The sequence below is a fragment of the Mesorhizobium xinjiangense genome (assembly GCF_009749525.1).
Classification (GTDB): Bacteria; Pseudomonadota; Alphaproteobacteria; order Rhizobiales; family Rhizobiaceae; genus Mangrovimarina; species Mangrovimarina xinjiangensis.
In genome coordinates, this window is sequence record NZ_WOAC01000004.1 from 107,268 (window position 1) to 125,477 (window position 18,210).

Below are 18,210 nucleotides of genomic sequence, written 5' to 3' on the forward strand. Positions count from 1 at the left end.
TGGCTGATCAAGCCGCCAGGATGGCCTCGACGGCACTGCGGTCGAGCCCCTTCTGGCCGATCACGACCAGACGGGTGCGGCGCTCCTCCTGCGGTGTCCAGGGGCGGTCGTAATAGTGCGAAACGCGCGGGCCGACGGCCTGGAGGACGAGGCGCATCGGCTTGCCTTCGACATGCGCGAAGCCTTTCAGGCGCAGCACGTTCTCGGCCTCCGCGACCGCGGCCACCCGGCGCGCCAACTCGTCGGGGTCGCCGATGGCAGGCAGTTCGATGACGAAACTGTCGAAATCGTCATGCTCGTGATCGTCCACGTCATCGTGATGGGTCTTGCGGTTGTCGATATCGTCCTCGACGGCCAGCCCCAGGCCCATGAGGACCGAGGGATCGATTCCGCCATTGGCCGTCGGAACGATTTTCACCGCGCGCGTGAGATGGTTGGCCAGTTTTCCGCTGACAGCCGACAGCGCATCCTGTTCCAGAAGGTCGCTCTTCGACAGGATGATGAGATCGGCGCAGGCGACCTGGTCTTCGAAGACTTCTTCCACCGGATCGTCATGGTCCAGCGAATCATCGGCGGCGCGCTGGGCGGCGAGCGCGTCCATGTCGGATGCGACCCGCCCGTCGGCGAGGGCTGGTCCGTCGACGACGGCGATGACGCCGTCGACCGTGACGCGGCCCTTGATCGCCGGCCACTGAAAGGCCTGCACCAGCGGCTTCGGCAGCGCCAGGCCGGATGTTTCGATGAGGATGTGATCGACCTTGGGCTCGCGCGACAATATCTGGTCGAGGGCCGGCAGGAAGTCGTCGGCGACCGTGCAGCAGATACAGCCATTGGCCAGTTCGACAACGTTTTCCTCGGGGCAGGTATCGATCCCGCAGCCCTTCAGGATATCGCCGTCGATGCCGACATCGCCGAACTCGTTGACGATGATGGCGACGCGTTTGCCGTTGGCGTTCTCCAGCACGTTGCGGATCAGCGTCGTCTTGCCGGAACCGAGAAAGCCGGTGACGACGGTACAGGGAACGCGGTTGATGGTGGCGGTCATTCTTCACCCTTCAGGCTGGAGATGGGGGGGAGGCGCGAGACGAGCCCGCGCTTGAGGCAGTCGGGCCGGCCGCGCCAGGGCAGCAGACCGTTCTCCGTGGTTTGAAACAGTTGTGCGGCCGCCACGAGGTCGCCGCCGTTGTCGACCGCGAGGTCGCCGAAGACGTAGCTCCAGGCGCCGTCCATGACGAAGGCGGCCGACAGGCGGCGTTTGCAGTTGCCCAGGCATTCGATGGGGACGATACGCACGTCATGCCCATCGGCATGACGGCGCGCATTCTCGGCCAGCCTCTCGCCCGGTCTTGGCCGGGCGTCCGATCCGCTGGCATCGCGGCACGAGCTGCACACCAGGATGGTTACGGGGCGGCGTGGTCGATCATCGTCTGCGGACTGTGCGCCGAATTCGTCCGGACCTTTGCCGTCGAAAGTCAAAATGCCGTTCTCCTTGCCCGGGACACCCGCCAGGCGGTGAGGATTTCAGTGAGACGGCAGGTCTCCTGGCTCGCGGATCGACGCCTTACGCCGCCTTCCCGGTCGCCCGGTGGCCAGTGGCGCAAGACTCCTCGCCTACAGTTGCGGGGACAGCCGCGGCATTAGACTTCGCAAAAAAGTCCGCACCGCATTCCCTCTTAGCTCCTTGCGAATAAGGAGAACCGTCAAGCGGCATTTAGGCCGTGTCGCATTGGCCTGTCAACGCGTGGAAAAATCGAGATTGCGGCCAAGCCAAATTTCATTATGGTGCGGGAGTCGTCGGTTCCCTTGTTTGGGACCAGAGGGAATGCGGTGCGGACACGACAAGGTCCAATGCCGCGGCTGCCCCCGCAACTGTAGGCGGTTAGCTCCTCCCGGAAGCCACTGGTGCACTTGCGCCGGGAAGGTGGGACGGAGTGTCGATCCGCGAGCCAGGAGACCTGCCGGCGCACGTGCAATTCCATGCCCTCGGAGGGAGGGCGAAAGGAGAGGAAATGAATACAGCTTCCGCAGCATTCGACGCGCAGACGTCATCCCAATCGCGCTTCATGCAGCTCGCCATGGCGGCGTTGCTCGGCATTTTCGTCATCGGCTTCGTGGGCTTCTCCCACATGGAAGTCGTGCACAACGCCGGCCACGACTATCGCCATTCGATGGCCTTTCCCTGCCACTGACGAGGCCGATATCATGAATATCTTTCGTAACGTCGTGTTCGTCGCGGCGATCGCGGGGCTGCTCGCCGGTCTGGTCATGACCGCGCTGCAGGCCTATGCCACCGTGCCGCTCATTCTCGAAGCCGAAACCTATGAGTCGGCAGGCGCCGGAGCCGCTGGCCACGATCATGGCGAGGCGGCCGCGGGTCATAGCCATGACGGGGCGGCCGCAGGTCACAGTCATGGTGGCGAGGCCTGGGCGCCGGCAGACGGCTTCGAGCGCAGCGCCTACACGGCCCTGGCCAACATTGTGACCGGAATCGGTTTTGCGCTGCTTCTGGTCGCGGTTTCGGAAATGGCCGGCGGCATCGCCAATTGGCGCCAGGGCCTGTTTTGGGGCTTTGCCGGTTTTGCGACCTTCACGCTCGCACCGGGGCTCGGCCTGCCGCCCGAATTGCCGGGCATGCCGGCAGCCGATCTCGGCGCGCGGCAGGTCTGGTGGGTGGCCACCGTCGCTGCCACGGCGGCGGGGTTGGCGCTTATTGCCCTGCGCCGCTCGGCCATCCTGGCGGTCATTGGTGTCGCCGTCATCGTGGCGCCGCACATCGTCGGGGCACCGCAGCCTGCGAGCCACGACACGGCCGTGCCGGCGGAACTGCACCATAGTTTCGTGGTCGCCGTGACGCTGACCAGCCTCGTCTTCTGGCTGTTGCTGGGAGCGGTGGCGGGCGCGCTGCGCGGACGTTTCTTCGCCGGCACGCGAGCGCCTCAGGGCAGCCTTGCCTGACCATGGCCGCCTGACCTTCGTCCTCGGCGGCGCGCGCTCGGGCAAGAGCCGCTACGCCGAGGACCTGGTTTCGGCCTTCGCGCCGCCGTGGATCTATCTCGCGACGGCGCAGGCCTTCGATGACGAGATGGCTGACCGCATCGCGCGGCACAGGGCGCGGCGCGGCAAGAACTGGAAAACGGTCGATGCGCCGCTCGACCTGGCGGCAGCGCTGGAAAGGCAAACGCATGGCGTGCCTGTCCTTGTCGATTGCCTCACCCTGTGGCTGAGCAACCAGATGCTGGCGGGCCATGATGTGGAGGCGGAATGCGAGCGGCTGGCTGCTGTCTTGTCGCGGCCGCGCGGGCCCTGGTTCGTCGTCGCCAACGAGGTGGGTCTTGGGATCGTGCCGGACAACGCGCTCGGTCGCCGGTTTCGTGATGCCGCCGGGCGGCTCAACCAGCTGATCGCGCAATATGCGAACCAGGTGATTTTCATGGTCGCCGGACTACCGATGCAGGTGAAACAGGATGGCTGAAATCGACGCGGAAAAGTCGGCGCGCCACCGCGCCAAGATGGAAAAGCGCAAGGCGGTTCAGGATGCCGAGGTGGCATCCAAGACGCTCGAGAAGGGGCTTCTGATCGTCAACACCGGTCCCGGCAAGGGCAAGTCGACGGCCGCCTTCGGTCTGGCGCTGCGCATGCTGGGCCACGGCCGCAAGGTGGGTGTCGTGCAATTCATCAAGGGCGCACGGCACACCGGCGAGAGGGATGCTCTGGTGCAGTTCGGCGATCGCGTTATCTGGCATTCCATGGGCGAGGGGTTCACATGGGAAACCCAGGATATCAAGCGCGACATCGCGGCGGCCGAAGCGGCCTGGATGAAGGCGCAGGAACTGATGGACGATCCCGAACTCGGGCTGCTGATCCTCGACGAGCTCAACATCGCCCTGCGTTACGACTATCTCGACCTCGACGGCGTGGTCGAAGCGCTGCAAGCGCGCCGTCCCGACCTGCACGTGGTCGTTACCGGCCGCAACGCCAAACCGGCTCTCGTCGAGGCGGCCGATCTCGTCACCGAGATGGGGCAAACTAAGCATCATTTCGCCGCCGGGGTGAAGGCCCAGCAGGGCATCGAATTTTAAGGAACCGAGCGTGCCAGGCCGCGCCATCATGTTTCAGGGAACCGGGTCCGACGTCGGCAAATCGCTGATCGTCGCCGGACTGGCGCGGGCGCTTGCAAATCGCGGCCTGCGGGTGTGTCCCTTCAAGCCGCAGAACATGTCGAACAATGCGGCCGTCACCGGCGACGGCGGCGAGATCGGCCGCGCCCAGGCGCTTCAGGCGCGTGCGGCACGCGTTGGGCCGAGCGTGCACATGAACCCGGTTCTTTTGAAGCCGCAAAGCGAGACCGGCGCGCAGATCGTCGTTCAGGGCAGGGTTGCCGGGTCGGCGCGGGCGGCGGACTATCAGGACCTGAAGCAATCGCTGCTTGCAAGCGTTCTTGAAAGCTTTGCATTGATGCGGGATGAGGCCGACATCGTGCTGGTCGAAGGGGCCGGCAGCGCGGCCGAAATCAATCTGCGCGCCAACGACATCGCCAATATGGGTTTTGCCCGTGCCGCCGACATTCCGGTGGCGCTGATCGGCGACATCGATCGTGGCGGCGTCATCGCCAGTCTGGTTGGTACGAAGCATGTCGTTGCCAGCGACGATGCGGCGATGATCTGCGGCTTTATCGTCAACCGCTTCCGCGGCGACTCGGCCCTGTTTGAGGCCGGAATGGACGCAATCGCCGCCCGCACGGGCTGGCGCGCCTTCGGGCTCGTCCCGCATTTCGCCGAGGCCGCCCGGCTGCCGGCGGAAGACGCGCTCGGCCTGAGCGCCAAGAACCGGGCCGCCGGACATGACGGGCCGATACGCATCGCCGTGCCGATCCTGCCGCACATCTCCAATTTCGACGATCTCGACCCGCTCGCCGCCGAGCGGCAGGTCGATCTCAAGCGTGTCTGGCCGGGCGAGGCGCTGCCCGGCGACGTGGACCTCGTCTTGCTCGCCGGATCGAAATCAACGATTGCCGATCTCGCCGCATTGCGCGCGGCCGGTTTCGACATCGACATCGCCGCCCATATCCGCCGCGGCGGCTACGTGCTCGGGCTGTGCGGCGGCTACCAGATGCTCGGCCGGACGATCGCCGATCCGGATGGCGTAGAGGGACCGGCCGGCGAGGTGCCGGGGCTTGGGCATCTCGACGTCGAAACGCGCCTGACGCCCGAAAAGCACCTCATCGCGGTATCGGGCACGACCTTCGATGGTGTGTCGTTTGCCGGCTATGAAATGCATATGGGCGAGACGACGGGGCCGGATTGCAAACGCCCCTTCGCCCGGCTGACGGACGGCCGCGCGGACGGGGCGATGTCGGCCAGCGGGCGGATTTCCGGCATCTATGCGCACGGCCTGTTCGCCGACGACCGGCAGCGTTCGGCATGGCTGGAACGCCTCGGCGGGAGCGCGAGCGTCCTGGAGTTCGAGCAGGAGGTCGACGCCGTGCTCGACAGGCTGGCGGTGCATCTGGAAGCGCATCTCGACATTGACGGGATCATCGCCAATGCAAGATGAAGACGGTCGCCGCCAGGAGACCGAGAAGTCCGATCAAAATGGCATCGGCGGCTCGATAGAGACGGAGCGCGCGGCGAATATCGGCCGCGTCGGCATCGCGGCGCCCGCCGTCGCCCATCATGGCGTCGTCCACCACCTCTCCGTCATAGTGCCGCGGTCCGGCAAGTGCCAGGCCGAGCGCGCCGGCCATCGCCGCCTCCGGCCATCCGGCATTGGGCGAGCGATGCCTTGGCGCGTCGCGGCGCACGGCGCGCCAGGCCCGGCGCGGCGACGCGTGCGGCACGACGACCGCCGCCGCCATGATGAGAAGTGCCGTCAGGCGCGAGGCCGGCAGGTTGACGAGATCGTCGAAGCGCGCCGACGCCCAGCCGAATGCGCCGTGACGCTCTGTCTTGTGCCCGATCATGCTGTCGGCGGTGTTGACGGCCTTGTAGGCGGCAATGCCCGGCAGTCCGGCAACGCAGAGCCAGAACGCGGGCGCGACCACGCCGTCGGAAAAATTTTCGGCCAGGCTTTCGATCGCCGCGCGTGCCACGCCGGCCTCGTCGAGGCTTTCGGGATCGCGCCCGACGATCATGGATACAGCCTTACGGCCCTGCGCCACGCCGCCATCGTCCAATGCGGTGGCGACGACACCGACATGATCCTCAAGGCTGCGCTGCGCCATCAGGCTCGAGGCAAGCAGTGCTGCAACGACGAAGCCAAACGGGATCCAGGACAGGATCGACTGGACTATGAAGGCCGGGATTGCGGCGGCAGCGAGGATCGTCAAAAGGGCAATCACACCGTTGCGCCGTCGGCTGTGCGCCATCAGTTCCGGACGGTTCAGGCGCTCGTCGAGATATCCGATAACGCTGCCGATCCACACGACCGGGTGTCCGATCGCGTTGAACAGCCGGTCGGGGTATCCGAAGGCCCGTTCCACAATGAGGGCGATAAGGGCGATGACCACTGACATGGAGGCGAAGCCGAATCCTGTTGCTGCTGTTGCCGACCACGGCGGAAGCCTGGAGCGGGCAAGGGCGCTTTTCCCGCAGGCTCCCGAGCCCTGGGTCGACCTGTCCACCGGGATCAACCCGCACTCCTATCCGCTTTTCGATCTGCCCGCCACGGCCTTTGCGCGGCTGCCGGAGCCGGCGCGCCTGGACGAACTGGCCGGGCAGGCCGCTGCGGCTTACGGGGCGCCCTCATCGCATTGCGTGGTGCCGGCGCCGGGCACGCAGAGCCTTTTGGCCCACATCGCCCGGCTTGTCGCGCCGGGCCGGGCACGGATACTCGGCCCGACCTATGCCGAACATGCGCGCGTCGCGGCGCTGGCCGGCCACAGGGTCGAAGAGGTGGGCGACATCGCCGCTTTGGAAGGTGCCGATCTCGGCATCCTGGTCAATCCCAACAATCCCGACGGGCGAATGACGGCCCGCGAGCCGATTGTCGATATGGCGGCACGGATGCAGGGCAGGGGTGGCTTGCTGGTCGTCGACGAAGCCTTCATGGACGTCACATCGGACACGCACAGTGTCGCCGGGGATATCGGGCAGGGCGGCCTCGTGGTCCTGCGCTCTTTCGGCAAGTTCTTCGGCCTGGCCGGCATTCGCCTGGGCTTTGCGTTGACGGCAGAGCCGCTCGCAGAGAAACTGAAGGACGAGCTCGGCCCCTGGGCGGTGAGCGGACCGGCACTCGAATACGGCCTCAAAGCGCTGGGCGACAGCGATTGGCAGAGGGCGAATCGCCAGCGCCTCGAGGTTGACGCGGCACGGCTTGATCGTCTGCTCGCGGCAGCCGGCCTGCCGCAATCGACGGGAACGGCGCTGTTTCGCTTCCTGCGCTTTGCCGGCGCGCCCGCGCTGTTTGATCATCTGGGGCGCCATGGAATAATGACACGCGCCTTTTCGGCCATGCCCAATGCGCTGCGCATCGGATTGCCGGGAAGCGAGAGCGAATGGAAGCGCCTTGCGGCGGCGCTGGAATCGTACAGGGGCGAACCGCATGAATGAATCCGGATCCGGCGTGATTTATGTGACGCCACTGTCGAAACTGAACGAGACCGTCGCACGGACCGGGGCTGCACAGCTTGTCAGCCTGCTCACCCAAAACACCGTGTTCGAGCGCCCGCCCAGTATTTCGGTCGACAATCATCTGTGCCTGTTCATGCACGATATTGTCGACGAGGCGCCGGAGATGGTCGCGCCGCATCGCGGTCATGTGGAGGGGCTGCTCGAATTCGCACAGGCCTGGGATCGGGCGAGGCCGCTTGTCATCAATTGCTTTGCCGGAATTTCGCGCTCGACCGCCGCGGCCTATATCGTCGCCGCGGCCCTCAACCCGGCGCGCGAGGAACACTGGCTTGCCAGGGCCCTGCGCAGCGCCTCGCCGAGCGCCACGCCGAATGTCCGGCTGGTTGCGCTGGCCGACACGTTGCTGGCGCGTGAAGGCCGCATGACGCGTGCGATCGAAGAGATCGGCCGCGGCGCCGACGCGTTCGAAGGCGTGCCGTTTCGTTTCACGCTGGATTGAAGGCGAGGGTGGGGCGGGCCTGCGACATTGCCGCCATGGACAGCGGTCGCGGCCCGGAGTAATTTTCAGTCGATGAAACGGCTGATGCGCATTGCTGCCTTCCTTGTGCTTGCGACCTTCGCGGCCGCCACGTTCGCGCAGGCTGTGGCGACGACCGATATGTCGCTCCGCATGGCAGCCGCCACCAAAGACCACACGGGCGGTTGCGATGGCTGCGACGAAACGCGTGATGCCGCGATCGCCTGCGATCAGATCTGTGCCGTACCCCTCGCCGTGCTGCCGGCATCCGAATCGACGGAGACGGATTTTGCAGAATTCTCGCCCGGACAATCGATTTCGCGCGGCCTCCTGGGGCGCTCGAGTCCGCCCGAGCGGCATCCGCCCCGATAGTCGTTTTTGAGGCGATGCGGGCAGGTATCGCCTGCTTGTTCGCCCCATGAGCGCACGGCCGAAAGGCCGGACCGCAACCGCTTTGCGGCTGCGGAGGCGAAACCCTATTCGGGACCATCCACATGTCGCATTTTCGTTCACCGACGCTCACGCGCCGGACCTTTTTGACATCGGCAACGGCAGGCGCTGCCGTTTCGCTGCTTGCACCACCGACTTTCAGCGCCGCAAGCCCGGCAGCGCGGGAATACAAGCTTCGCTGTGCCCCGGCGCCTGTTCGGCTGGTGCCGGAACCCTGGGCCGAAACGCAGGCCTGGACATACAATGATGCGGTGCCGGGCCCTGAAATCCGCGTCAGGCAGGGCGAGCGCCTGCGGGTCACCGTCGAAAACGGCCTCGCCGAGGAAACGACGGTCCATTGGCACGGCATGCGTGTGCACAATGCCATGGACGGCGTACCACATCTGACCCAGACGCCGATCGCGCCCGGCGAGACCTTCGTCTACGAATACGACGCCGTCGATGCCGGCACCTTCTGGTACCATCCGCACCAGTGCAGCTTCGAGCAGGTGGGACGCGGGCTCTATGGTCCGCTGATCGTCGAGGAAGCCGAGCCGATCCGGGTGGACCGCGACGTCACCTGGGTGCTCGACGACTGGCGGCTCACCAAGGCGGGCGCCATCAGCGACGATTTCGGCGGCCGTCACGACATGATGCACAGCGGTCGCATCGGCAACACGGTGACCATCAATGGCCGCGTTCCGGAGACATTTGCCGTGCGCAAGGGCGAGCGGCTGAGGCTGCGGCTGATCAATGCCGCCAATGCGCGCGTCTTCGCGCTCGATTTCGCCGATCTGGAGCCGGTCATCGTGGCGCTGGACGGCCAGCCGGTGGCACCGCACGCCCCCGATGGCGGGCAGGTCGTGCTGGGGTCGGCCATGCGCGTCGATCTCGTTGTCGACCTGACGGGTAAGCCGGGCAGCCGCGTCTCCGTCGTCGACCGCTTCTACGAGGGCCTCGAATACCGGCTGGTCGATCTTGCCTATGACGACGCGCCGCTCAGGGAGCGCGCACCCGACTGGCCGATGGACTTGCCAGCCAACCCGCTTGCCGAACCGGACATGGACAATGCCATGCGTCACGAGGTGACGTTCAACGGCGGCATGATGGGACAGATGGTCATGCAGCAGTTGGGCGGCAGCATGGGCGGTGAGGGGGCCGGCGGCGGGATGATGGGCAATATGCGCTCGATGATGAACATGATGCACGGCGACGACATCTGGTTCATCAACGGTATGGCGGCACAGGGCCACATCCTCGATCCGATGCTGACGCTTGAGCGCGGCGCAACCCACGTGCTGGCGATGACCAATGCCACGGCCTGGCATCATCCCATCCACCTGCACGGGCATTCCTTTCGGGTCATATCGCGCAATGGTCAACCGACGCGCTACCGCGAATGGCAGGACACGGTGCTGATGGCGCCGCGCGAGACGGCCGAAATCGCCTTTGTCGCCGACAATCCCGGCGACTGGATGTTCCATTGCCACATTCTGGAACATCAGGCGTCCGGCATGATGGGCGTCATTCGCGTCGGCTGAACCACAACAGGAAAAAGGAACAAGACAATGCGCAACCCAATCCTTGCCCTGGCGGGCGCCGCGGTGATCGCGGGCGCCGGAGCGATGTCCATGGTCTGGCCCCAACCGGCCGAAGCCCAGGAGGTCATGCTCTACAAGAACCCGCAATGCGGCTGCTGCGAAGGCTATGCCGACTATCTGCGCGACAACGGCTTCACCGTCACGGTCGAACCGACCCACGAACTCGCTCCGATGAGCCGCAAGGCGGGTATTCCCGACGATGTCCAGGGCTGCCACTTGTCGATGATCGAAGGCTATGCGGTGAGCGGCCACGTTCCGGTCGACACGGTCAGAAAACTGCTTTCGGAACGTCCCGACATTACGGGCGTGACGCTGCCCGGCATGCCGCTCGGCTCGCCGGGCATGGGCGGCGAAAAGCAGGGACCGTTCGAGATCCTCGCGGTCTCGAAGCCAGGCGAAGTCACCGGTGTCTATGCGCGGGAATAGATCATGCAGCCATGTCGTGACCTTTGCGGCCTCGACGGCGACAAGCATTTCCAGGGAAGGACTGTGCGATGATGAATGAACAAGGCGGCATGATGGACGGCATGAGCGGTCTGGCCATGTGGGGCATGAGCTTTTTGTGGATGCTCGTCGTCGTCTTTCTCGTGCTGGGCGTCGTGGCCTTGATAAAGTATTTCTTCTTTTGAGGGCAGGGAGCCGCGAAGAACCGGCTGCCGCTTCTCCTGGAAATGATCTGGAAGGAGACACAGATGGATCGATACACGGGCGGTTGCCTGTGCGGCGATGTCCGCATCGTGGCGTCGGGACGGCCTTACCGGGTCGGCCTTTGTCACTGCCTCGACTGCCGCAAACATCATGGCGCTCTTTTTCACGCTTCCGCGGTGTTTCCGCAGGATGCGGTGACGGTCGAAGGAGAAACGCGCGCCTATGCCGGGCGGCATTTCTGCCCGCGCTGCGGCTCGACCGTCTTCGGACGCACCGACGACGAGGTCGAAGTGAACCTGGGCTCCCTCGACGCGCCGGACCAGCTGATGCCAACCTACGAACTCTGGACCATCCGTCGCGAGTCCTGGCTGCCGCCGATTCAGCTCAAGAAGCGATACGAACGGGACCGTGACGCTTCGGGACGCTTAGAGGAGTAGGTTGCACGAAAGGGCGAAGGGTAACGCATAAAACTCTGCTGATCGCATGATGCGACGACCGTGGACTTGTGTGGCGGATGCCATGCCAAGCGATGTTGCATAAGATAGATTATGGAACTTACCGGCCTGCTGAAATGGCAGGACGCGCCATTGGCGCGTCAGCGTGACTTCCTCATGCGGCGAGTAGGTTCTTGCGGCGATCCGGCAATGTCGGTGCAACTCGTTATACTCAGTGGGTTTGCGCGGGCTTTAGCCGGATTCGACAACGAACATTCTCGCTTGTTGAGCCTCCTGGCGTTCTGCCTTGATCGGTGCGTACTTCTCGGAATTGTAGAAAGCTAGCGCCTGGTCCAGGGTTGGAAACTCAAACACTCCAGCTATTGGGAGCGGCACTGCATCGCCTTCAAGAACCTGCGCTACATGGCCGAAGTGCAGAATTCGCCCGCCCGCCTCTTGTAGAGCCGCCTGAAAGCGAGGAGCTAGCGCCTCCTGTTTGGTAGTGTCGATGACACGCAGATTGAAATGCACATACGCAGGCATGGTCCATCTCCAAATTTTGCAAAATAATGCATATACATTATAACGCCGATATTGGAATGTCGAGGGTGCAGACGTGAGCGGTTTTGATCCAGAACTTTTGATGGGCGTCGCAGCGGAATGTCCGGGCTTTCAGGCTCGGGCGACAGCACGTGCAATCACGCGTTACTACAACGCCTGCTTCAAGCCGCTCGGGCTGACGGCCGAGCAGTTCAGCCTCTTGGTCGGGATCGGTGCGGCCGAGGGAGCTACACTCGTTGATCTCGCGGTTAGTGCAGGGGTCGACGCGACTACTCTCAGCCGAAATGTTCAGAACCTAGAGGCGCGAGGTTTGGTCCGCGCTGAAGGTGGACGTGGCCGCGCAGGAAAGCGGCTAAACTTGACCCGTTCTGGGCGTCGCCTCATGGTAGATGCCTTCCCCGTATGGAAATCTGCCAAGGCCGAGCTGTCCCGGCACCTGGGTGATGAACAGCTCCGATCGACAACACGGGCAATGGCGGAGTTGGCCAAGGCGGCGGTCTTGGCGTAGAACTCGGCCCTTCCCGCTCACACGACGGTGCGCCGGCAAACGGCGGACCTGGAGATCGACGGCACATTTGTCCGGCCATGTGAAGAATATCGCGGTTCGGAATTCGTTTCTCGGCAAGTATGACGGATGGTGGCGCACCCCCCGCGCAAGACGGCGGCGGCGCCCGGCCTTGCAGCCGATGGAGCTCGGCGATGAACGATTTCTACAATTGGCGCGACCGTGTGCCGACATTACGGGCCATTGTCGCATCCTTCCTGTGCTATCTGCTGTCCCTGGCGGTCATCGGAGCCTTCGCGTTCCTTTGATGCAGTTGATGCGTGCGACATCAGGCAAAAAAAGCATGCCGGGCACCGCGATCATCCTTGCCCCGCGGCCGCGGCCCAGGCTTGAAAATACGGCGTCGCCATCGCCATGTCCCGGTCCTTTTCCTGCGTCCGGCGAAATGCCGGACGATCGCCGATGCGTCCCAGATAATCGACGAATGCGGGCCTTTCAGGCAGCGCCTTCAAGACGTTCATCGTATAGTTGATGCCGCTTGCAAGCTGCACGTCGGCAGCGGTGAAACGATCGCCGGCGGCAAAGTTGCTCTTCGCCAGATGGTTGTCGACGTTGCGCACCATGTCGTCGAACGTGCCGAAGGAATAGTCGTTGCTCTTGTAGGTCAGCCCGTGGGCCCTGGCGGCGATGGCGGGATCGAAAACGGCGTCGCAATAGACGAGCCAGGTCAGATACGGACCACGCATGGTTTCGCCGATTGCCGGGGCGAGACCGGCCTGCGGGAAAGCATCGGCGAGATGGATGGAGATGGCGGCCCGTTCCGTGATGACCGCCCCGTCATGGACGATCGCCGGTACCTTCTTGTTGGGCTGGATTTCGCGGTAGCCTTCCGGCACGCCGCCTTCGGCGCGAATGTCGACGACCTCCATTTCGTACGGCTGGCCAAGTTCTTCGAGCAGCCAGAATATGCTCGACGAACGCGACCATGGCGCGTGATAGAATTTCAGCATCGCATTCTCCTCCTGATGATGACGGGTCGTTGGCCCACCAATAGCAGCGTACTCCTGACACCTGATTGTCAGGAGTCGTGTGCAGGCTCGCCCCGACGCGGAACAATCGCGAATTGCCGCTTCCTTGCGACCGCACGAAAAACAAGAAAGGGCGCCACGCGGGCGCCCTCTCCTCTTCGCACTTCGCGGCGGATCAATCTATTGCGGCAACTGGTCGTCGACGCCTTCGACATAGAAGTTGAGGCCGAGCAATACGCCCTCTTCCGCGACCTCGCCTTCCTTCAGCCAGACCGAGCCGTCCTGCTTGTTGATCGGTCCGGTGAAGGGATCGAATTCGCCGGACGCGATCTTGGCTTCGGTTTCCTCGGCGAGTTTCTTCACATCGTCAGGCATGTTGGCATAAGGCGCCATCACGACATGACCTGCGCCCATGCCGCCCCACACGTCGATTTGCTCCCAGGTGCCGTCCATCACCGCCTTCACGCGTTCGATGTAGTACGGGCCCCAGTCGTCGACGATCGACGTCAATTGCGTCTCCGGTCCGAACTCGATCATGTCTGACGCCTGGCCGAAGGCCTTGATACCGCGTTCGGCGGCCACCTGCATCGGCGCGGTGGAGTCGGTGTGCTGGGTGATAATGTCGACGCCCTGGTCGATCAGCGCCTTGGCCGCGTCGGCCTCCTTGCCGGGATCGAACCAGGTATTGGCCCACACGACCTTGACCTTGAAGTCGGGATTGACCGACTGCGCGCCGAGCACGAATGCGTCGATGCCCATCACCACTTCGGGGATCGGGAAGGAGGCGATGTAGCCGGCCGTGCCGACCTCCGACATGCTGGCGGCGATCACACCCTGCACGTAGCGGCCCTCGTGGAACTTCGAATTGTAGGTCGAGACATTGGGGTGCTCGCGCTTGTAGCCGGTTGCGTGCTCGAACTTCACGTCGGGAAAACGCCCGGCAACCTTGTTGGTGGCGTCCATATAGCCGAAGGACGTGGTGAAGACGATGTCGCAGCCTGAGCGCGCGAAGCGTTCGATGGCACGCTCGGCGTCGGCACCTTCCGGCACGCTTTCCAGATAAGCGATCTCGACCTTATCTTCTCCGATCTCCTTCTGCATCTCCAGCACGCCCTGATGGTGCTGGTAGGACCAGCCGAAATCGCCGATCGGGCCGACATAGATGAAGCAGGCCTTGGTCTTTTCCTGCGCCATTGCCGTTCCCACCGACATGAGCGCCGTGGCGGCGGCCAGTGCGAGAATTGTCTTTTTCATTGTGTTTCGTCCTCTGTTGGTTTCGATTGGGGCTTTGTCCACGACGAACTAGCGATCGGGCACGAACGGCCGCCCCAGGGAAGCCGGCGTGTTCATCATGGTTAGCCGTCTGTTCCGGGAGATTAGAACAAGGACCACGATCGTAGCCAGATAGGGAAGCGCGGAGAGAAATTGCGAAGGGATGCCGATGCCGAGCGCCTGGGCGTGCAACTGTCCGATCGAGACCGCGCCGAAGAGATAGGCGCCGGCCAGCACGCGCCATGGTCGCCATGAGGCGAAGACGACAAGAGCCAGCGCGATCCAGCCGCGGCCTGCGGTCATGTTCTCCACCCATTGCGGCGTATAGACCAGTGACAGATAGGCGCCAGCGAGCCCGGCACATGCACCACCGAACATCACGGCCAGGTAGCGTATTGCAATCACCTTGATGCCCAGTGCATGGGCGGAATCGTGGCTGTCGCCCACCGCACGCATCGTCAGCCCGGCGCGCGAGCGAAACAGGAACCATGTGACGGCCGCAGTGAGCGCGATGGAGATGTAGAAGATCGGATCCTGGCCGAAGACGAGACGCCCCACCAGCGGCAGGTCGGACAGGAACGGGATCGAGATCGTTTCCATCTTCACCCCGGGAAGCCCGATGAAACGCTCGCCGATCATGCCGGAAAGGCCCAGTCCGAGAAGCGTCAGGGCAAGCCCGGTAGCCACCTGATTGGTCACCAGCGTCAGGGTGAGAAAGCCGAACAGCAGCGAGAACAATGCCCCCACCACGATTGCGGCGACGGCGCCGAGCCAGGGCGACCCGGTCGTGTAGGCGACTGCGAAGCCGGTCACGGCGCCCATGACCATCATGCCCTCCACGCCCAGATTGAGCACCCCGGAGCGTTCCGACACCAGTTCGCCGATCGCAGCCAGCAGCAGCGGTGTTGCCGCCGTCGCGATTGTCAGCAGTATCGCCTCAACCATGCCCATGTGCGGCCTCCGGCTGTTCATGCGATTGAGCCTTCGGCTGGACTGCCGGCGCCTTGCCGATCTGCACGCGGTAATGGATGAGCGTGTCGCAGGCGAGAACGAAGAACAGGAGCAGGCCCTGGAAGACCCGCACCGTCTTGTCGGACACGCCGATCGATATCTGCGCCGCCTCGCCGCCGAGATAGGACAATGCCAGAACGAGCCCGGCGGCAATGATGCCGAGCGGATTGAGCCGGCCCAGAAAGGCGACGATGATGGCGGCAAATCCGTAGCCCGGCGAGATCGTCGGCCGCAATTGGCCGATTGCGCCCGAAACCTCGCAGATGCCGGCGAGGCCGGCCAGCCCGCCTGCAACAAGGAATGCAAAGAACACCATGCGGGCCGACGAGAAGCCGGCGAACCGCCCTGCCCGCGGGCTTTGGCCGAGCAGCCGGATCTCGAAACCCTTCAACGTCCTGGAGACGAGGAACCACAAGATCAGTGCGGCCAGGATTGCAAAGACGAAGCCCCAATGAGCTCTTCCTGACATCGGCAGGACTTCCGGCAGCACCGCAGAGGCATGGAAATTGCGCGTTTCGGGAAAATTGTAGCCTTCCGGGTTGCGCCACGGCCCGCGCACCAGCCAGTCAAGAAAGAGCTGCGCGACATAGACGAGCATCAGGCTGCTCAAGATCTCATTGGTGTTGAAACGCACCTTCAGCAAGGCGGGAATTGCCGCGTAGGCCGCACCACCGGCAATGCCCATCAAAAGCATCAGCGGAAGGACGAGGGGACTTTGGAAATCCGGAAAGACCACCGGCAGGATCGAACCGGCGATGGCGCCGACGACGAACTGGCCCTCGGCCCCGATATTCCAGTTGTTGGACATGAAGCAGATCGACAAGCCGACGCCTATCATGATCAGCGGCGCGGCCTTGATCGCCAGCTCATGCAGGGACCAGACCTCTGTCAGCGGCTCGACGAAATAGGCATACAAGCCGTTGAGTGGCGCCTTGCCGAGCAGGCTGAACAGGATGGCACCAGCGACGAGGGTGATGGCGAAGGCGATGAATGGAGAGATCGCGGCGAAAAGCGCCGATTGCTGCGGGCGTTTGACGAGTTCGATCCGCATCAATGTGCTCCCGCCGCGGCCGAATGCCCGGGTTCGGCCCCGCCCATGAGCAGGCCGACCTTCTCGAAAGTCGCTTCCGTGATCGGAACCGGCTCGGAAAGCTCGCCATTGTGCATGACGCAGATCGCGTCGGATATCTCGAACAGCTCGTCCAGGTCCTGGCTGATCACCAGCACGGCCGAGCCGTTGCGCGCCAATTCGATAAGGGACTGGCGGATGCGCGCGGCCGCGCCGGCGTCGACGCCCCAGGTCGGCTGGTTGACGACCATGACCGACGGTTTCCGGTCGAGCTCGCGCCCGATGATGAATTTCTGCAGATTGCCGCCGGACAGTGATGCGGCGGCGGGGTCTTCGCCGCTCTTGCGCACATCCATGGCCACGTTGATGCGCCTGGCCGATGCCGTGATGGCGGCAGTTTTGACCACGCCTGCGCGCCCCAGAAAGGCTCTGGCGTCGGTCGCATGGCGCGACAGAAGCAGGTTCTCCGACAGCTTCATGGCCGGCGCGGCGGCGTGACCGAGACGCTCTTCAGGCACGAAGGCTGCCCCCATCATGCGCCGTTCGGTGATGCCGGCGCGTCCGGCATCCTTGCCGCGTATGCGGATCGTGCCGGGCGACGCCTGCCTCACCTCTCCCGAGACAGCCTCGAAGAACTCGCTCTGGCCGTTGCCCGCCACACCGGCAATGCCGATCACCTCTCCGGCGTGCACGGCGAGGCCTATATTGCGCAGCGGAATGGAAAATGGCGTGGCCGGCGGGCGGTCCAGTCCCTCGATCCGAAGCAGTTTGTCCGTGGAAGCGCGCTCGCTCAGCGGCGGGCGCTCCACGGCCTTGACCTCGTCGCCGACCATCATGCGCGCCAGCGATGCGGCCGATTCCCCGCGCGGATCGCAATGTCCAACCACCTTGCCGTTGCGCAGCACGGTTGCGCGGTCGCACAGGCGCTTCACCTCTTCCAGCCGGTGGGAGATATAGAGGATGGACTTGCCTTCCGAGCGCAGCCTTTCGAGCGTTTCGAACAGCTTGTCGGCTTCCTGCGGCGTTAGCACGGAGGTCGGCTCGTCGAGAATGATCAGTTCGGGCGTTTGCAGCAGGCAGCGGATGATCTCGATGCGCTGGCGTTCGCCGACCGAGAGATCGCCGACCAGCGCATAGGGGTCGAGCGGCAGGCCGTAGCTGTGGGACAGCGCCTGTGCTTTGGCGGCGATGGTGGAGATTCGCGTCCTGCTGTCGAGCGACAGGGCGATGTTTTCCGCCGCCGTCAACGCCTCGAACAGCGAGAAATGCTGAAACACCATGCCGATGCCGAGCCCCCTGGCCTCACCGGGGCTGGCAATTGCAGTGGGACGGCCGTCCCAGCGGATTTCGCCGGCGTTCGGCTCGAGCGAGCCGAAGAGCATCTTGACGAATGTTGATTTTCCGGCCCCGTTTTCGCCGAGCAGCGCATGAATCTCGCCGCGCTCGATCGTGAGATCGACGCCGTCGCAGGCCCTCAGTTCGCCGAACAGCTTGGTCAGGCCGCGCACATCAAGTAGGGCCGCATCGCCCCGCGCGCTCTCAGCCGCCACGATCCACTCCCATTATT

The 18,210-nt window shown here is 64.1% G+C and carries 22 protein-coding genes and 2 riboswitches; of the genes, 13 read left to right on the forward strand and 9 right to left on the reverse strand.

From position 1 onward, the window contains the following. Nucleotides 1–7: 7 nt before the first annotated feature. Nucleotides 8–1,045, reverse strand: coding sequence for a cobalamin biosynthesis protein CobW (gene cobW, locus GM909_RS06275; protein ID WP_157015358.1), 1,038 nt, complete (start codon nt 1,043–1,045; stop codon nt 8–10). Then, a complete protein-coding gene (locus GM909_RS06280; RefSeq protein ID WP_157015359.1) occupies nt 1,042–1,476 on the reverse strand; it encodes a DUF1636 family protein in 435 nt (144 codons plus the stop codon). The genes cobW and GM909_RS06280 overlap by 4 nt, the downstream gene beginning before the upstream one ends. Before the next feature lie 38 nt (nt 1,477–1,514). After that, a riboswitch (cobalamin riboswitch) is annotated at nt 1,515–1,717 on the reverse strand. 61 nt (nt 1,718–1,778) lie between these two features. After that, nucleotides 1,779–1,977: riboswitch (cobalamin riboswitch) on the forward strand. 32 nt (nt 1,978–2,009) lie between these two features. On the opposite strand from GM909_RS06280, the gene GM909_RS06285 reads away from it, so the two are divergent. The 5 genes from GM909_RS06285 to GM909_RS06305 are packed head-to-tail and all read left to right on the forward strand — an operon-like array spanning nt 2,010 to nt 5,553. Then, complete coding sequence (locus GM909_RS06285; protein WP_157015360.1) at nt 2,010–2,189, forward strand: CbtB domain-containing protein; 180 nt, start codon at nt 2,010–2,012, stop codon at nt 2,187–2,189. 13 nt (nt 2,190–2,202) lie between these two features. Beyond that, complete coding sequence (locus GM909_RS06290; RefSeq protein ID WP_157015361.1) at nt 2,203–2,955, forward strand: CbtA family protein; 753 nt, start codon at nt 2,203–2,205, stop codon at nt 2,953–2,955. Then, nucleotides 2,948–3,472, forward strand: coding sequence for a bifunctional adenosylcobinamide kinase/adenosylcobinamide-phosphate guanylyltransferase (gene cobU / locus GM909_RS06295; protein WP_157015362.1), 525 nt, complete (start codon nt 2,948–2,950; stop codon nt 3,470–3,472). Before GM909_RS06290 ends, cobU begins: the two co-directional genes overlap by 8 nt. Continuing rightward, nucleotides 3,465–4,079, forward strand: a complete 615-nt coding sequence (cobO, locus tag GM909_RS06300; protein ID WP_157015363.1) for a cob(I)yrinic acid a,c-diamide adenosyltransferase — start codon at nt 3,465–3,467, stop codon at nt 4,077–4,079. Before cobU ends, cobO begins: the two co-directional genes overlap by 8 nt. A 10-nt stretch (nt 4,080–4,089) precedes the next feature. Then, a complete protein-coding gene (locus tag GM909_RS06305) occupies nt 4,090–5,553 on the forward strand; it encodes a cobyric acid synthase (RefSeq protein ID WP_157015364.1) in 1,464 nt (487 codons plus the stop codon). On the opposite strand, the gene cbiB is transcribed toward GM909_RS06305, so the two are convergent. Continuing rightward, nucleotides 5,534–6,511: an adenosylcobinamide-phosphate synthase CbiB gene (cbiB, locus tag GM909_RS06310; RefSeq protein ID WP_157015365.1), complete on the reverse strand. Its 978-nt coding sequence runs from the start codon at nt 6,509–6,511 to the stop codon at nt 5,534–5,536. The genes GM909_RS06305 and cbiB overlap by 20 nt on opposite strands. Between cbiB and cobD the strand changes: the two genes are divergently transcribed. The 7 genes from cobD (at nt 6,498) to GM909_RS06340 (ending at nt 11,200) form a co-directional block, all read left to right on the forward strand. After that, complete coding sequence (gene cobD / locus GM909_RS06315) at nt 6,498–7,547, forward strand: threonine-phosphate decarboxylase CobD (protein ID WP_235911686.1); 1,050 nt, start codon at nt 6,498–6,500, stop codon at nt 7,545–7,547. The genes cbiB and cobD overlap by 14 nt on opposite strands. A gap of 13 nt (nt 7,548–7,560) precedes the next feature. Beyond that, nucleotides 7,561–8,067 carry a tyrosine phosphatase family protein gene (locus tag GM909_RS06320; protein WP_157015520.1) on the forward strand — a complete coding sequence of 169 codons (507 nt, stop codon included), beginning with the start codon at nt 7,561–7,563 and terminating at the stop codon, nt 8,065–8,067. A gap of 72 nt (nt 8,068–8,139) precedes the next feature. Beyond that, complete coding sequence (locus tag GM909_RS06325) at nt 8,140–8,457, forward strand: hypothetical protein (protein WP_157015366.1); 318 nt, start codon at nt 8,140–8,142, stop codon at nt 8,455–8,457. A gap of 122 nt (nt 8,458–8,579) precedes the next feature. Next, nucleotides 8,580–10,055, forward strand: a complete 1,476-nt coding sequence (locus GM909_RS06330) for a multicopper oxidase family protein (RefSeq protein ID WP_157015367.1) — start codon at nt 8,580–8,582, stop codon at nt 10,053–10,055. Between the two features lie 27 nt (nt 10,056–10,082). Next, complete coding sequence (locus tag GM909_RS06335) at nt 10,083–10,541, forward strand: DUF411 domain-containing protein (protein ID WP_157015368.1); 459 nt, start codon at nt 10,083–10,085, stop codon at nt 10,539–10,541. 68 nt (nt 10,542–10,609) lie between these two features. Further along, on the forward strand, nt 10,610–10,744 hold the full coding sequence (locus GM909_RS26265) for a hypothetical protein (RefSeq protein ID WP_268890747.1): 135 nt from the start codon (nt 10,610–10,612) through the stop codon (nt 10,742–10,744). Between the two features lie 63 nt (nt 10,745–10,807). Beyond that, a complete protein-coding gene (locus tag GM909_RS06340; RefSeq protein ID WP_157015369.1) occupies nt 10,808–11,200 on the forward strand; it encodes a GFA family protein in 393 nt (130 codons plus the stop codon). Nucleotides 11,201–11,449: 249 nt separating this feature from the next. Here GM909_RS06340 and GM909_RS06345 read toward each other — a convergent pair whose 3' ends face one another. Further along, nucleotides 11,450–11,740, reverse strand: a complete 291-nt coding sequence (locus GM909_RS06345; protein ID WP_157015370.1) for a DUF1330 domain-containing protein — start codon at nt 11,738–11,740, stop codon at nt 11,450–11,452. Nucleotides 11,741–11,840: 100 nt separating this feature from the next. On the opposite strand from GM909_RS06345, the gene GM909_RS06350 reads away from it, so the two are divergent. Continuing rightward, nucleotides 11,841–12,266: a MarR family winged helix-turn-helix transcriptional regulator gene (locus GM909_RS06350; RefSeq protein ID WP_235911714.1), complete on the forward strand. Its 426-nt coding sequence runs from the start codon at nt 11,841–11,843 to the stop codon at nt 12,264–12,266. Between the two features lie 356 nt (nt 12,267–12,622). Here the strand turns inward: GM909_RS06350 and GM909_RS06355 are convergent, their stop codons facing one another. From GM909_RS06355 to GM909_RS06375, 5 genes are all read right to left on the reverse strand, one after another. After that, nucleotides 12,623–13,273: a glutathione S-transferase family protein gene (locus tag GM909_RS06355; protein WP_157015372.1), complete on the reverse strand. Its 651-nt coding sequence runs from the start codon at nt 13,271–13,273 to the stop codon at nt 12,623–12,625. Between the two features lie 198 nt (nt 13,274–13,471). Next, nucleotides 13,472–14,545: a BMP family ABC transporter substrate-binding protein gene (locus GM909_RS06360; protein WP_157015373.1), complete on the reverse strand. Its 1,074-nt coding sequence runs from the start codon at nt 14,543–14,545 to the stop codon at nt 13,472–13,474. Between the two features lie 48 nt (nt 14,546–14,593). Beyond that, nucleotides 14,594–15,514: an ABC transporter permease gene (locus tag GM909_RS06365; protein WP_198174149.1), complete on the reverse strand. Its 921-nt coding sequence runs from the start codon at nt 15,512–15,514 to the stop codon at nt 14,594–14,596. After that, nucleotides 15,501–16,625, reverse strand: coding sequence for an ABC transporter permease (locus GM909_RS06370; protein ID WP_157015374.1), 1,125 nt, complete (start codon nt 16,623–16,625; stop codon nt 15,501–15,503). The genes GM909_RS06365 and GM909_RS06370 overlap by 14 nt, the downstream gene beginning before the upstream one ends. Beyond that, entirely contained in the window at nt 16,625–18,193 is a 1,569-nt protein-coding gene (locus GM909_RS06375; RefSeq protein WP_157015375.1) for an ABC transporter ATP-binding protein, read from the reverse strand. The genes GM909_RS06370 and GM909_RS06375 overlap by 1 nt, the downstream gene beginning before the upstream one ends. Nucleotides 18,194–18,210 lie beyond the last annotated feature (17 nt).

Coding starts and splice junctions, on each gene's coding strand:
- GM909_RS06365 (WP_198174149.1), bottom strand. CDS start 15,514: ATGGGCATGGTTGAGGCGATACTGCTGACAATCGCGACGGCGGCAACA.
- GM909_RS06355 (WP_157015372.1), bottom strand. CDS start 13,273: ATGCTGAAATTCTATCACGCGCCATGGTCGCGTTCGTCGAGCATATTC.
- GM909_RS06350 (WP_235911714.1), top strand. CDS start 11,841: ATGGGCGTCGCAGCGGAATGTCCGGGCTTTCAGGCTCGGGCGACAGCA.
- GM909_RS06330 (WP_157015367.1), top strand. CDS start 8,580: ATGTCGCATTTTCGTTCACCGACGCTCACGCGCCGGACCTTTTTGACA.
- cbiB (WP_157015365.1), bottom strand. CDS start 6,511: ATGTCAGTGGTCATCGCCCTTATCGCCCTCATTGTGGAACGGGCCTTC.
- cobO (WP_157015363.1), top strand. CDS start 3,465: ATGGCTGAAATCGACGCGGAAAAGTCGGCGCGCCACCGCGCCAAGATG.
- GM909_RS06285 (WP_157015360.1), top strand. CDS start 2,010: ATGAATACAGCTTCCGCAGCATTCGACGCGCAGACGTCATCCCAATCG.
- cobW (WP_157015358.1), bottom strand. CDS start 1,045: ATGACCGCCACCATCAACCGCGTTCCCTGTACCGTCGTCACCGGCTTT.
- GM909_RS06345 (WP_157015370.1), bottom strand. CDS start 11,740: ATGCCTGCGTATGTGCATTTCAATCTGCGTGTCATCGACACTACCAAA.
- GM909_RS06360 (WP_157015373.1), bottom strand. CDS start 14,545: ATGAAAAAGACAATTCTCGCACTGGCCGCCGCCACGGCGCTCATGTCG.
- GM909_RS06340 (WP_157015369.1), top strand. CDS start 10,808: ATGGATCGATACACGGGCGGTTGCCTGTGCGGCGATGTCCGCATCGTG.
- GM909_RS06325 (WP_157015366.1), top strand. CDS start 8,140: ATGAAACGGCTGATGCGCATTGCTGCCTTCCTTGTGCTTGCGACCTTC.
- GM909_RS06370 (WP_157015374.1), bottom strand. CDS start 16,625: ATGCGGATCGAACTCGTCAAACGCCCGCAGCAATCGGCGCTTTTCGCC.
- GM909_RS06290 (WP_157015361.1), top strand. CDS start 2,203: ATGAATATCTTTCGTAACGTCGTGTTCGTCGCGGCGATCGCGGGGCTG.
- cobD (WP_235911686.1), top strand. CDS start 6,498: ATGACCACTGACATGGAGGCGAAGCCGAATCCTGTTGCTGCTGTTGCC.
- GM909_RS26265 (WP_268890747.1), top strand. CDS start 10,610: ATGATGAATGAACAAGGCGGCATGATGGACGGCATGAGCGGTCTGGCC.
- GM909_RS06335 (WP_157015368.1), top strand. CDS start 10,083: ATGCGCAACCCAATCCTTGCCCTGGCGGGCGCCGCGGTGATCGCGGGC.